Origin of the sequence: Thalassotalea euphylliae, assembly GCF_003390335.1 — a bacterium.
In the GTDB taxonomy this organism is placed as follows: Bacteria; Pseudomonadota; Gammaproteobacteria; order Enterobacterales; family Alteromonadaceae; genus Thalassotalea_F; species Thalassotalea_F euphylliae_B.
On the sequence record NZ_QUOU01000001.1, the window covers coordinates 141,663 to 156,139 of the forward strand.

9 protein-coding genes are annotated in these 14,477 nt (G+C 41.6%); 2 read left to right on the forward strand and 7 right to left on the reverse strand.

Translation table 11 applies throughout. From position 1 onward, the window contains the following. Positions 1 to 13 precede the first annotated feature (13 nt). On the forward strand, positions 14 to 1,318 hold the full coding sequence (locus tag DXX93_RS00620) for a putative O-glycosylation ligase, exosortase A system-associated (RefSeq protein ID WP_116006367.1): 1,305 nt from the start codon (positions 14 to 16) through the stop codon (positions 1,316 to 1,318). Between the two features lie 237 nt (positions 1,319 to 1,555). Here the strand turns inward: DXX93_RS00620 and DXX93_RS00625 are convergent, their stop codons facing one another. Genes DXX93_RS00625 through DXX93_RS00635 form a run of 3 tightly spaced genes read right to left on the reverse strand, consistent with a single transcriptional unit; the run spans position 1,556 to position 5,206 of the window. Beyond that, positions 1,556 to 2,590, reverse strand: coding sequence for a glycosyltransferase family 4 protein (locus tag DXX93_RS00625; protein WP_116006368.1), 1,035 nt, complete (start codon positions 2,588 to 2,590; stop codon positions 1,556 to 1,558). A 24-nt stretch (positions 2,591 to 2,614) separates the two neighbouring features. Continuing rightward, positions 2,615 to 3,625: a hypothetical protein gene (locus DXX93_RS00630; RefSeq protein WP_116006369.1), complete on the reverse strand. Its 1,011-nt coding sequence runs from the start codon at positions 3,623 to 3,625 to the stop codon at positions 2,615 to 2,617. Positions 3,626 to 3,634: 9 nt separating this feature from the next. Continuing rightward, positions 3,635 to 5,206 carry an MBOAT family O-acyltransferase gene (locus tag DXX93_RS00635; RefSeq protein WP_116006370.1) on the reverse strand — a complete coding sequence of 524 codons (1,572 nt, stop codon included), beginning with the start codon at positions 5,204 to 5,206 and terminating at the stop codon, positions 3,635 to 3,637. Positions 5,207 to 5,895: 689 nt separating this feature from the next. On the opposite strand from DXX93_RS00635, the gene DXX93_RS00640 reads away from it, so the two are divergent. Beyond that, entirely contained in the window at positions 5,896 to 9,867 is a 3,972-nt protein-coding gene (locus DXX93_RS00640; RefSeq protein ID WP_181902097.1) for a DNRLRE domain-containing protein, read from the forward strand. A gap of 5 nt (positions 9,868 to 9,872) precedes the next feature. Here DXX93_RS00640 and DXX93_RS00645 read toward each other — a convergent pair whose 3' ends face one another. The 4 genes from DXX93_RS00645 to DXX93_RS00660 are packed head-to-tail and all read right to left on the reverse strand — an operon-like array spanning position 9,873 to position 14,323. Continuing rightward, on the reverse strand, positions 9,873 to 11,039 hold the full coding sequence (locus tag DXX93_RS00645; protein ID WP_116006372.1) for a glycosyltransferase family 4 protein: 1,167 nt from the start codon (positions 11,037 to 11,039) through the stop codon (positions 9,873 to 9,875). Next, entirely contained in the window at positions 11,036 to 11,884 is an 849-nt protein-coding gene (locus DXX93_RS00650; RefSeq protein WP_116006373.1) for a sulfotransferase domain-containing protein, read from the reverse strand. Before DXX93_RS00650 ends, DXX93_RS00645 begins: the two co-directional genes overlap by 4 nt. An 18-nt stretch (positions 11,885 to 11,902) precedes the next feature. Further along, positions 11,903 to 12,811 carry a glycosyltransferase family 2 protein gene (locus DXX93_RS00655; RefSeq protein WP_116006374.1) on the reverse strand — a complete coding sequence of 303 codons (909 nt, stop codon included), beginning with the start codon at positions 12,809 to 12,811 and terminating at the stop codon, positions 11,903 to 11,905. Between the two features lie 9 nt (positions 12,812 to 12,820). Continuing rightward, complete coding sequence (locus DXX93_RS00660; RefSeq protein ID WP_116006375.1) at positions 12,821 to 14,323, reverse strand: lipopolysaccharide biosynthesis protein; 1,503 nt, start codon at positions 14,321 to 14,323, stop codon at positions 12,821 to 12,823. Positions 14,324 to 14,477: the final 154 nt, after the last annotated feature.

The window sequence follows — 14,477 nt, forward strand, 5'->3', positions numbered from 1 at the left end:
AGGAGCAAAAGTAATGCGTGATCTATTGCTTCTCGGTTTTATGTGCGCCGCGGTTTATTTCACTTTTAAGCGGCCCCTCGCAGGCCTTGCTGCTTGGGTGTGGATTGCATTAATGGCCCCTGCAAAGTGGGCTTTTGGCTTTTCGCAAGACCTAAGGTTAAATCTAACGATTGTTTTGTTCACTGCGCTATCTTATTTCGTTTGGAAAGAAAAACCGAAACCGCAATTTACGTCCATTCATTTTTGGGTGCTTTTCTTTGGCTTTTGGATGTTGATATCCACCGTGTTTAACCTTCGTGTCGACAGCGGCTATGCTTGGATGAAATATAATGAGTTCGTTAAGGTGCTCGCATTATTCGTTTTCATCACACTAATTTTAAAATCCCGAAAAGATATCAACACATTTATTTGGGCCGTTGTATTAGGTTTGTCGGCATATGCCGCGATGGAAGCGGTGAAATTTGTCTTATCGGCTGGTGCTCATCGAATAGTTGGGCGCTCCGGTATCATTGCTGATCGAAATGATTTAGCTGTCGCTATTAACATGTGCTTACCGTTAGTGGTTTACTTGTGGAGTTGTACCGAGGATAAAAAATTAAAGCTGGGGCTATTGGCGTTAGCACTATTGAATGTTCTTGCGATTGTGGGGACCTATTCGAGAGGAGGCTTTATCGGGCTTATCATACTTGCACTAGCGATGTGGCTGAAGTCTAATCGAAAAATTATCTACTTAGTGATCGCACTAATGGCGCTGCCAGTCTTATATGCAAATGCGCCAGAGGATTGGAAAGAAAGACAGTCAACAGTGGAAACAGCAACAACTCAAGATGGTTCGTTCATTGGGCGGATATGGGCATGGAAAATTGCTACTTTAATCGCCATTGATAACCCTATGACTGGCGGCGGATTCAAAGCGACAACGGATCCTATTTTGTGGCGAATTTATGCCCCTGAAACGCCACTTTTTGGCCCCGTTGAAACCCCAGTAATTGAACACTCTATTGAACCTAAAGCCGCGCACAATATTTACTTTCAGGTATTAGGGAGCGCCGGTTTTGTGGGGCTTTTTATTTTCCTGTCGATGATGATTACAGGTTTTTGGGTTAGCCTTAGAAATGCAAGTAAAGCAAAGAAAAATGGGGTGAGGTGGTGTCAAGACTTGTCAAACGCTATTTCTTTAGCTTTCGTTGGCTATGGTGTCACCGGGTTAAATGTCAGTCTTGCGTACTTTGAATTGGTATATGCATTTTTGGCGATTATTGCCGTGATTAAAAGCCGTGAACTTTACGCTGCTGAAACAACTCGACCACTTAATTAAACTTAAATTAACCTCAGCTCTGGATAACTAATGTGCTTCTAGCGGCTACTTTTACTGCTACCAGCGTTAAATTTACTTGCAATAGACTAGCTATTGACGCGCAAATTTGCCTTGATATCAGCAAAAATTTCTCGCTAGAAGACAACAATAAACATAAGTATTTGAATTGATTTGTTATTCACTATTTCTTATCCAAACCTGAGGTTAAATTAGGGGCGAAATAATTTCAGCTTTTATTTATATATTTTCATAAATTTCAATCAATTGATTGGCGACAGCATGCCATGTTAAATGCCTGACCATATTTTGGCACGAAGCTTTTGTGGGAGGCTGTAAGGTCGCTTTTTCGATAGTGCTCGCAATATCTGCGTGATTCTCTGGATCTACTAGGGCAAATTCATGGTTTTTACAAGGGAATTCCATCGAAGAGACTTTAGTGACAATGGCAGGTGTACCAGCTGCCATAGATTCAAGCGCTGAAAGGGGGAGTACTTCTTGTATACTAGGCAAAGAGAACACAGAAGCGGCAGCATAAGCTGATGGCAGCATATCAGATTGGTAATCGAAGGAGCCGAGATATGCCACGTTTCCCACCGCCTCTATTTGCTTGAGATATGCTTCATTGGATTTTAATACTGGGCCTATTAAGACAAGCTTAGCGTCTGGAAGGTACTCTTTCATTGCTTGGGCTAAAGCCAATTGGTTTTTGCGCCGGTCAATAGAAGCTATATTGAGAACAAAGTCTCCCTCGATACCCGTTTCTTGCCTAAAATAATCGGGAGAAGCGTCAAAAAATCGCTGTGGTATACCGTTAGGGATGATGGTTATATCATCATTGTTAATGTCAAAAGCTTGGTTTAACGCTGTTTTTTCTGCTTGTCCCAGCGCGACAAAGTGATCACATAGTTGCATGGCGTCATACAGGCGTGAGAAAAAAGAGTAGTTTAGGTAACCAGTAAACTTTTTCAGTAAGGGCTCTATTAACCGACTGCGTGTTGAATATTTGGCATTCCATTTATCTTCTGCTAACGGCGATATGACCACTTTACAACCTTTGTCTTTTGCGGTGGTTATAATATTCGCATTACCGTGATTCGATGAAAAAACGTGAAGAATGTCAAAGTCGGCAAGGTCGTCAGTTAGCACATTCACTAGGCTAGCATCGACACTTAACTCTTTGAGTGCGTTCAATGTTTCTAGTACCTGAATCTGCAATCCTCCCTTTTTTTGAAATAACATAGGGTAGGAGATTAACCCGACTCGTTTGCTCATAATATAATCCCTGTTACTAAGTCTTTAATGAATATTTTCTTGCTTGAATTGAGCAAGTCTACCCTTATAAAGTGCTACAAATGATGTAAATGAATAGTTATTTACAACTACGCCGAAATCAGCCAGTTCAGGCCGTTGTCCTTTCATTATCTGGTGGAGGTTGCTAGTGATGAGCGAATTGATATGAGGGAGGTAGTGATGCCCATCATAAGTGTTATTTTTATTCTTTGTGACGGGAGAAATTATTGAGTAGTCGATAATTGTAAACCCTTGATTTACAAATTCGTATATTGCCTTTATATAATTTTCTAGTTCACCTTTTTTATCAAGATCTTGGATATGCCATGCGCTTAATGGTGGAACATAGAAGATAACGGCTTGAGCTTCAGCGACCTCAACTACTTCCATATATTCGCTTAGCTTACTCGGATAATAACCACCTTCTATAGCGCCTGCCAATTGGTGCTTAGGATCAAATGTAGGTATTGATTTATGAACATCTACTTCAAAATTTTTATCATAAAAACGAGGTAAATTAGCGTCTTCAGTAAAAAGTCGATATGAAAAAACTAAAGTATCGAAAGATAAGTAGGATTCAAAAATAATAGGAGGTGACTCTGCAACTGCAGTTCTTGGTATATTTTTGAACTTCGATTCACCGAAGAAATTGAAACCATCTACTCCAATAATCAGATAGTCCAATTTATTCATTCCCGAAAATTTTAGCCTATTTATGTAGGGGAGAAATTCTTCAACCACCGCACGGGAAAAAGCTGAGTTAAAACAAGTGGCACTCTTTATTTCACTGGGGCGAATAAAGGTTACTCGAGAGCTTCCTAATATAAGACAATTGAAATCCGAGTTTTCAACCAAATTGAGTTTGCTTGTACGTTCATCAAATGCATAGTTGTAGTCATCAACCTTGTTTCCCCCCATATACCACAGAGGATCAAAAATTAAATTGATGATAAAGGTCAATAGCAACACTACCAGAGTACCACTGACGAATTTAGCAAGGTAGTGTAAATAATTCATCAAGCACTCTTAAAATTGAAAATAAAGAAATTCACTAACTTTAAAAAGATTTAGGATTATAATTCCAAATGTCACTCCTGCGAGCCAGGCTATGTAATTCAGAGTGGCTGTATGGTTTGGCTTAATCCTGTGGTACGTATTTACTGTCAATTGCCCTAAATTTAGAGAGAATAGGCCGTTAGCTATCTGCATTGAATTTGGCGCAAATAATGCTATCGGAGTGAGTGCGATAATCCAAACGATACCTTCTACAAAATTAGCTTTATAACCGCCAAACATGCCTTCAAATATTACACCTACGTCACTAAGATTAGCCGCATATGAGCCAAATATTGATTGCATGGATTGTGGCAGAGATAGTCCGTTAAAACCTGTCATCGTTGCTATCATATGGTTGGCACCTGCTAAGGTTTCTGCGCGGAAGTAGACCCATCCAACAATTACCGCTAACAGCGTAATAATGCGAGCTGTTACATGCTCCCATAATGGAATATTGTCTGACCAATTGAGCACATCCTTGCGCAATTTTCTCCAGCCGTGATTTATCATTAAATAACTACCATGAAGCATTCCCCATACAATAAAAGTCCAGCCTGCTCCATGCCAAATTCCGCCTAATAACATAGTTAGGAACAAATTAAGATAACGGCGAGTGTTACCGTGCCTGTTACCACCCAAAGCAATATATAAATAGTCTCTTAGAAAGCGTGAAAGCGTTATGTGCCAGCGCCTCCAAAAATCTATGATACTTACCGCTTTATAAGGCGAGTTAAAATTAATGGGCAGTTGAATTCCAAACATAAAAGCTATACCAATAGCCATATCGGAATAACCAGAAAAATCAAAATAAAGCTGCAATGTGTAGGCTATGGCCCCACCCCATGCTTCAAAAAAGGTAATCGCAGCCCCCTTTCCTGCGGCATCAAATATTGGAGTTGCAGATAAAGCAACGTTATCAGCAAGAATAACTTTTTTGAACAAACCGATAGTGAATATTGTCAGCCCTATTGACATGTTTCTGCTGTTGACTCGAGAGGTTAAGGCATTTGAAAACTGAGGAAGCATCTCTTTATGGTGCACAATTGGGCCCGCAATTAACTGCGGGAAAAATGTGACAAACAAACAGTAGTGAGAAAAGTTATATTCTTTGGTTTCATGTCTGTAGGTATCAACAAGATAAGCAATCTGTTGAAACGTAAAGAATGAAATCGCGAGAGGGAGAATAATTTTTTCTAAATGGAAAGAGTTCCCCAGAGCCCAGTTTATCTGTTCAACGATAAAATTGGTGTACTTAAAATACCCTAGCAAGGCTAAATTTATACTAACGCCAATAACTAAAAATAGCTTGCTACTACGAGCATTGCCGAGTCTGGCTATAACGACTCCCATACTATAATTAAATAGCATCGAAAATATGATTAATATCAGATAGCTTGGGTTCCACCACGCGTAAAAGAACAGCGACGCCAAAACTAACCATGCTACTGCAATTCGATCCCAGTTTTGTTTGGCAATCAAGTAATATAGGATAAAAGTGATTGGTAAAAAAATGAAAATAAATTCAAATGAATTGAACAACACTCGCTCACTCTCCTTTCACAGCAATTCTTACAATTAGCTATGGGGTGACTCTCCACCCGTTTGTGATTCTCTACATTCAACGGCAGGGCTTTACGCTTTATCCGTACCTTGTAACGAGATATTTTCTTTTTAACGCCCCTATTAGAAATAGAGGATGAGATAACTAAAGAGTTTAATTAGCTTTTACAGTGGTTGCAAGGCGACAATTCCGCAGTAGATGACACCCAATATGTGTACTTTTTAAGGGAGAGCAGTTGAGAGGTTATTTTTTAATCCTATACTGTTGTATGCGTAAAACTGAAAGGTGCTTGTAGGTTGTATCGGACTTTTTGGCCTCATTAAGATAATCCAGAGGAAAAAAAATGGAGCTCTCTATAAAAAATAGCTTTAGTTTTTGTCACCAACGGTATTGGCTCTTTGTGCTCTTACTTTGTTTTCTCTCCATTGTACCCGCATTTGCTTATGAATTCGGATGGATAGAGCGAGAGAATACCTCGTTACAACAACATTGCCCAGAAAATGGTTTTAATGGCAGTAGCTACGAATTCAGAAGTAAATGTAAAAATGTGACACTTGCGTGGAATGGCGCTGCTTTTGATAAAAGTAATAACATTATGTACATCTGGGGAGGGGGGCACAATGATTATTACGGTAATGAAATATATGCTCTCAATGCAAATAATTGGACCATGTCTAGGCTCACTGACCCAGCGCCTATTGCAGATCCAAGCGCGCAACCTCCTTGGAGTCAATTGTTTCCGTTTGATGGCACCCAGCCTAATTCGCGACATACATACGATGGTATGGCCTACCTTAATCATGTTAATAAACTCTGGGCTTTTTCTGGGGGGTTAGCAAACAAACAGGGGGGGGCAGATGAAATTACGTGGATATTTGACCCTGTTACTAACACCTGGCGTATCGATGACACTTCTGGCGATATCCCATTTCAGGTATCTGGTGCTGTATCAGCTTATGACACATTGACAGGTAAAGTTTTTCTACATAACCGGAAGGCGCTTTATAGCTATGAGTATAAAGAAGGTGGTGGCGTCTACACACTGTTAAATGACGACGGTCAGATGGGACTTAGGGTGAGTGCGGCAATTGACCCAGTGAATAGAAAAATGTTGATTATTGGTGATAAGCAGCAAATTCTCTATGATTTGAACCCAGAGACAGGTTTTAGAAGGCAAGATTTACCCTTACTAGGTGACGCTCTCGTGGTTGAACAAATGGCACCAGGCATTGCCTATAATGAGCGCGATGGGAACATATATGCATGGTATGGTAATGGCAAAGTTTACCGCTTTGATATGGAAAATTTTTCTTGGACAAGCGTAGCCTATAAAAATGGCCCAGGTCGGCAAATTAGTAACGGGACATTTGGTCGATTCGCCTATTCTTCGATAAATAATAGTTTTGTTGTCTATAACCGAACCCAAGACAATAGCTTCGAATTAAAAGTGTCGGAAATACGAGACACCCAGCCCCCAGCCAAACCTTCCGGTTTAGTCTTTAGTGAACCTTACCCCAAAAGCCTATTGTTAACATGGAATCCAAGCGACGATAACCTCGGGGTTGATTACTACAAGGTCTATATCAATGGTGAGTTGTTTGAGTCTACTCCCAATACTTTTATTAAATCAATGAACTTACCAAGAGGAGCCGAGCATAAAGCTACCATTGTGGCGGTTGACTCAGCGGGCAATGAAAGTTTGCCGTCTAAGCCGCTCGATATCCAGTTTTCGCCAGACAATATCAAGTTTAACTTCGGTGACTGCCAGCAAGAAGAAGCCTTATCAGGCAGAAATGACATATTATTTTGCGAGTCTTGGGACAATGAAAATTGGTGGCAAGATAAAGGCTATCTTTCCGATCCTATCGTGGCACAGCCAAGAAGGCTGACTCAAGAGCAGCTAACGCATACGCAAGTTGTTGATGATAATTGTGTGCAAGGAAGTTGTCTCAAAGTAGACATGAAAAAAGGTTTAACTCGCGCACTCAGCGCATATTGGCCTTTACAAGCAGTTAATGCTGCGCCCCAAAACTTGTATTTACGCTATTACATTAAACTAGCAGATGACTGGAACGTGAACATGTGCGACGCCGATGACAATGTCGTCGGTGCTGGCGGCAAGTTTCCCGGCTTAGCGGATGTTCGAACATGGGCTGACCCCTCTAATCAGTGTGGTAACGGAGGAGCGAGGGGAGACGGGATAAATTGTTGGTCGATGCGCGCAAATTATCGTGACTGCTCGAGCAGCGATGGCAACGCCTGTGCGACTAAACCCAATGCTGCGGCGCGCTTTGGCTCTTACATTTACCATACAAATCAGTACGGTGGAACTGGCGATGCAGGTCATTGGGATGAGGATGATTGGGGACAGTCAAGTAATGGTGGTGGCAGCTGTAGCAGCCGCGCTGGCAACATGTATTGCGGCAAAGGGGATGGTGGGGTACTGGAAAGGGATCTGTGGTATCGCATAGAAATGCAGGTGCAGATGAATGCGCCGGGGAGCGAAGATGGCACTATCCGAGGCTGGGTTAATGGTGTCTTGAGCTATGAAAAACTCAACGTCAATTTTAGAGAGAAAGGTCATGATTTTCTTCACAATCGCCTTGTATGGCTGAATGTTTATAAAGGGGGAAAATCAGGCAATTGTTCAACCTCTGCCATTTACCTTGATCAAATGGTGGTTGCACTGGAACAACCCGTTGGGGGAATAGAAAATTCCACCGCGCTACCACCAGAGTTGCAATTGACGGTGGACAATGAGTCTCCTGAATCCGGTCAAACCTTTGCTATTGATTGGCAATCGAATAACACTGAGCAGTGTGTAGCCAGTGGCGTATGGGAAGGTGAAAAGTCCCTTGTTGGCTCCGAACAGCTAACGCTAGACAAAAGCGGAATAGCCCGCCTCGACTGTTCAGGGGCGGGGGGAGCTGCAGCCAGACAAGTTACTATACTGGTGGATGGTAAGCCCATTGAAGGGCCAGAAGCACCGGTGCCCTCACCGAATTTAACCACACCTCAGGGCTTATTGAGTGAAGGTATTGATGAACAGGGGTTATCTCTTTCTTGGGAGGCGTCTCCAGTAGAGGAGAACATCGTCAGGTATCACATTTACTTAATGGGTACGGAAGTAGGCACTGCCGAATCGGCAACCTTCATTCATCGAAGTTTGGTACATGGCGTCACAGCCCAGTACACAGTGGCGGCTGAGGACAATGAAGGAAACCTGTCTGCAGCATCGGAACCTTTGTCAGTGGAGATTCCCAGAGCGGAAGGGCAGCCAGAAGACTTGCTGACAATGTTTCCAACCTCAGATACCTCTTTGAATTCCAGTACGACGAAAAGTTTGGGAGGGGCTTCCTCATTTGGTATCGCAGGGAATTCAAATATTATGTTGAAGTTTCCGGTCGAACTCATCCCTCAAGATAAGGAGCTTGTCGAAGCAAAGCTTAAACTGCATTCAATACGCGAATTTGGAGATGCCAAGGTAGGCTTTTTTGCCGTGACAAAATCATGGACAGAAGCTGGCGCTACGCGCCAGTTCGCAAACCGGCCTCAGAATATGAGTTGGGAAAGTGAGTTAGGCGATTGGGTTGATGCGGAGGGGCTCGAAAATGGGCATGTTCCGCAAGTAGAATACGAGTTTACAGACGATGACATACCCAATCAGTCGGTTATTGATGTCACTACTCTAGTGCGCAGCTGGCTCGATGGCTCTACCCCAAATCATGGCTTTTTAGGAAAGCTGATGTCTGGGAATACGCAAACGTTTGCATCTAAAGAAAACTCAGTTGCCACTCAGTGGCCAATATTGGAGTTGTATTTTCAGGAGCGGGTACCAGCTCCCAAGAATCTTGAAATCATAGAGCAAAATCAAGATACGATACGTTTAGCTTGGGATGCTCCATACGGTATTACTGACATACAAGGGTATAAAGTGTTACTCAATGGCAGCGTTGTTGCTGAAACGAGGAACAACTCGTTTGATTACGAGGTAAGTTTTCGAGGAATTCGAGCATCTTTCAATGTTGTTTCATTTAATATTAATAACCATGAATCAAGATGGTCCAACACGGTTGAAACCTTGATACCGAGTATTGGCGGCGATTTGACTTTGAATGCCATTGCTGACGCTAGCCTAAATGCTTCAACCAGTAAAAATTTGGGAGATGTCGATAGTATTAGGGTAGCAACAAACGCTAATGCTTTGATTTGGTTCCCCGTAGAATACTTACCAAAGGACTTGGAGATTGCCAGCGCTAAATTACAGCTTCGTGCTATTTCTGAATTTGGTGCCATCAAAATAGGCGTTTTTGGTGTATCTAACCACTGGCAAGAAGCTGAAACAACAAGAGATTTAAGGAGCAGGCAACCACTTGTATATTGGGATTTTAGGTTAGGCGATTGGACTGACTCAGAATTCGTATACAGGGGGCTTGAGCCGTTTGGAACTGTTGAATTAACCGACGGCAATACCCGTGATAAGGTGGAGATAGACGTAACCCAATTGGTTAAGCAATGGTATAGCGGAGAAATGGAAAACTTTGGTCTGCTACTGAGAAGAGAAAATGGGGGGATTCAAGTTTTTGGCTCTCGTGAACATGCTAATTCAACTTATCATCCCAAGTTACTCATACAATTATAAGGTAACTATTTTCTAGAGGTACTGAGTTCTAGGCGCTGATAAAAAGATAAAATCTTGTTCTCAACGGCGTGTTTCTCGTACCTCTCTGCAACCATTTTAAGCCCATTGGCGCGCAACTTTTCTATTCTGTGTTGGTTTTCCAACAGAATTGACAGCTGTTCGACCACTTTGTGTTTATCGTGAAGTGGAACCCTTAGCCCTAACTCATCATTATCAACAACATCATTTGAACCCGGAATATCGGTGACACAGGCGATACACCCAGAGGCCATCGCTTCGATGGTCGAAATACCAAACCCTTCTCTCAGGCTCAATAGTGCATGAATATCAATGACTCTGTAAAAGTCTTCGACGTTTTCCCGAAACCCCAACACCTTACTGATGTCTTTAATATGTGGGTAATCAGCAATGACTTTCAAAATATCATCATACATCGGCCCCTCCCCAACAATGAGTAAAAAAACGTTTTTGTGCTGATGTGCTATGTCGGCGAAAGCCTCGACAAGGTAAGGGATATTCTTTTGTACAGAAAGCCTAGCGATACAACCAACCACTAAGCTGTTTTCATCAATATTCAAATCCTTGCGCAAGGTTTTTTTTAGGGGAAGTGAAGGAGAAAACCTGTTGAGATCAACCCAATTGGGCACAACCGTCAGGTTTTTGGATGCAGTCATTGGAAAAATGTTAACAAACGCCTCCCTTGCGGAGTTTGTTACACCATATCCTCCCAGACAAGTACTAAAGCAATCGTGTAAATGCGTTTCGACATATTCGGGTAGTGCCTCATCCAAAAACACATTGTGAATACTGAGAACAGTGGGGATGCCGGATTTAGAAGCTCCCCATAAATGAGTTAGTCCATATGTCGTCCAGCACAAGAAAACATGGACAATATCTGGCTTGACTCGCTTAAAAAAGCGCTTGTAGAAAAAGTAGGCGAGAAACTTCTTCAACCTCCAATGGTTCCAGTTCTCTAGGAAATAAGGTATGCGTTTTACGTGTAGCTTGACACCTTGGGGTAATTTATCTCTAAATTTATCGATACCATTAAACGCGTTAATGAGTATTGTCACTTTATAACCCGAATTCAGTAGCAATTGGGCTTCTTGAAGCATCCTAATTTCCATACCTCCAAAGCTGCCTGAGAAGCTGGTTAATAGGATATGTTTCATTGTTGTTTTAAGTCAGCCTTTTTCGACAAGTTGTGCTTGTTAAGCAGCTTGACGAAGTGCTCGTGCATTTCTTGTGGATTAATATCATCTAAGCTTTTCTTTTCACTTGATTTAGTATTATCCCTTCTTCCTACATCGAGTGAATTTTCTACTTCTGATTTGTCGATGCCGAGGAAAGATATCAGATCATAGATACTTTCTTTGTCATTGAGCTGTTTGGTTTTTAGCTCGAACCATGCATGATGAGGGTACGCTTTCATGTAATGTTCAACTCTGGCTTCTACTTCATACCAATACCAAAGGCATTTGTAAAAATCATGACAGTAGTCACCTTCCTGCCCCAACTCGCTCAGCCTAATTAAGTTATCTTTTGAGCTGGGATCCAGTAAGTATTTTTTCCCTCTCTCGGTAACCCCTGGGATACTACCAATAGCGTAAAAAGATGAAGCAACACTTACCGGGTCCCTTTGTAAGTGAATAATTTTTATCTGATCTCTTGGTATAAACTTAATGACTTCACGAATGAAGTTCTTAATAAACAAGTGATTTGCTTCGAAATAAAATGGTTTAGTTGCACTTCTCAAGATAGTGATGACTTTTCGCTTTTGGATGGAAAGCATTTTTTCATCGAAATCACTTATTTCACTATTGTCAGACAACACTATCGGGTAAGGCTCGTGTTCACTAACGAAAGCGGGGTGTTTAGCTACAATATTGGAGATGGTGTTGGTTCCACACCTTCCTGTACTCGCGACAAAAACAAACATGGTATTTTTGCGCTTAATTCTAAGAGCGAGTAGATAGATGTAAAAGGTTAGAATGTTGTGCTTGAGAAATTTAAGCATATGCTGAGCCTGTTAATTTTATTTGTTATTTTTAAAGCGCTTCTTGAGGTATCCCCAAAAAAAACCCACTTCCCAGTAATTGTTTGCTTTATCTTTATTTTTAGGCAGAAAAGTCATTTGAAACCAGTTGACGAGAAAAACTTTGATGCGCCACAATGGGATCTCGTGTACTGTTTTTACCCCTTGAAATTTCAACTCTTTCTCTTTTGTATACATGCTGAGTCCATATTTCAACCCTCTAGCTTTAAGCCATTTATAATCAAATTGAAAATCTTTCAGTATATGTTTTACGATGATACTGCTATCGAACCAACACTTACGTCCAGCAGATAGACGAGTCAGAAAGTCAGTCTCACACCCCATTTCATAGTTGCCACTAGTTGGTCCTACGCGTGTGTTAAATAGGATGTTATCCGTTAGTGCTGATCTTCGAAAAGCGACATTGGCACCAAAGATAGAGCCTGGTCCAACTTCTTTTTTGTCAAATGACTCTGGAGTGATCGCATAAGCGATGTGCTTAAACCCGAAAGAATCATACCAGTTAGGTTTTTGCACAGAAAAATAAGGCTCAATTTTCCCTCCAAAGATGTCATATTCTAGTTTGCTGTTGGCAATATTGAGAAAGCTCTTTAAAAACAGTGTATCAGCAATGACATCGTCGTCCGTTAATATCAGAATATCGCCTTGTGCTTGGTAGAGTATTTTATTGAGAGCCGCAGACTTTCCTTGTTGTCCTTCATAATATATTTTCAATGGCAGCTTTTGCTCATACTCTTTTAGGATGCTAGCAGTGAGATCAGTCGAATTGTTGTCACAGACAAGTAGTTCCCAGTCGACTCCTTCAACATCCATCCTGGTCAGGCTTTCAAGTGTCATTCGCAAGGTCTTCTGACCATTGTACGTTGCGATTAATAAAGATATATCCATTTCTCTGGCCTATTGATTTGCAAGGGCGCTTCCTTTTATTTTTCTTTTTACAAACGTAAACATTTGCCCTTCCGACGTATTGACAGGTCTACCATCCATTAACCATAGCAAGTAGAGTACGCTGACGAAGACAATAGCGCCCAAACATATCTTAATGAGCAAGGAAAAGAACATTGGGTTATGTGTAAATTGCGCTTGTTCAACGACGAATTGAGTCCCTACTACCATAGCAACACCAGCTAGAAGATGTCTAAAAATTGTTTTCAGATACTCCTTGAAAGAGAAGTTTATCAACCTTTTGGTGATCAACATCGGAAGAGGGTAATAAAGAATACTGGTATACAAATACGCTTTCGCAGCTCCCGCTAGCCCTTCAACGTAAGTCAGTGGGATGAGTAGCACGAATAATAAAACAGCATGGATAGCACTCAACATCGTGGTCAGTCTGGGTTTTCCCAACGACATGTAAACATATTGGTGGTTCGTGCTGAGCGCCCTGAATATACTGGCGATAGCTATGTACTCAAAAACAATTTGTGTTGATTCCCACCCGGGACCCAAAAGCCAGTGTGATAATTCATATGCCAACAAAAAGATTCCGAGCGAAGTAGAAAAAGCTACGATTGAGGTGTTTCCAAGAACATCGTGAAACAAGTTTCTCAAGAGCGGTATATTGCCTTGAGCTTTGGAATAACCGGAAAAAGAAGAGCGGTTAATTGCTGCCCCTAATTCGTTGGACGGTAAGGAAGATATCTCGTATGAGACATTAAAAAGGCCGACAATTTTTGACGAACCAAAATACCCTAAAACAATTTCACCTGTTCGGGTGTTTAAATAGTTGAGCCAGGCGTTTACAAACATCCATTTGGAAAAGTTCATCAATTCTCTGGCATAGGTAAGGCAGAATGTTGGGCGAAATTTCGAATAGTAATAACTAAGTCCTACGCTGATAATCGTTGAGGCATACATGCCAATTATCAGGGCGTAATAGTTACGCAGCCACCAAGCCGCAGCAATGGTCACAAAAAACGAAGACAGCTTAGCTATGCCCTGGTAACGGAACTCCATCTTGAAATCCATTTCTTTAATAAACGAAATCATACCTGGGTTGGTAGCGGCCTTTAAGACAAACAGGAATGAGCATAGTTGCAGCAGGTGCGTCAGTTGAGGTTCACTGTAAAAGTCTGCTACCCAAGGCGCCGCAAAAAAGGTGGTCAGGCACATAAAGCCACTGAGAATAAAGCGAATTGTCCAGATAGTCGAATAGTGACCAGCTTTGGCGTTGCGTGTCTGGACGATTGCCGCTTCGAATCCAAAAGCCGACATGAGCTCAATCAAGGCATAAAAAGACATGGCCAAGGCGACTAAGCCGAAATCTTCAGGCAGTAGCAGACGAACTAATATAAGCGTGCTGACAACAGATATAGATTTGAGGACAATTCTCAGAGCAACCAGCCAGAATACGCCTAAATTAATATCTTTTTTCACACTTTCAAAGTTGGAATTTGTCACGAGTTTTACTATACCTTTTGCGGCACTCTTAATTAAAAGGCGGGTTTAAACTATTTGTGCTCTTTTCGGCCAATGCGATTTTCATCTACAGTCACTATCTACTTATTCGTTCGTAACATAAGGACAAAAAGCCAACTAAACAAATGGTTGGCTG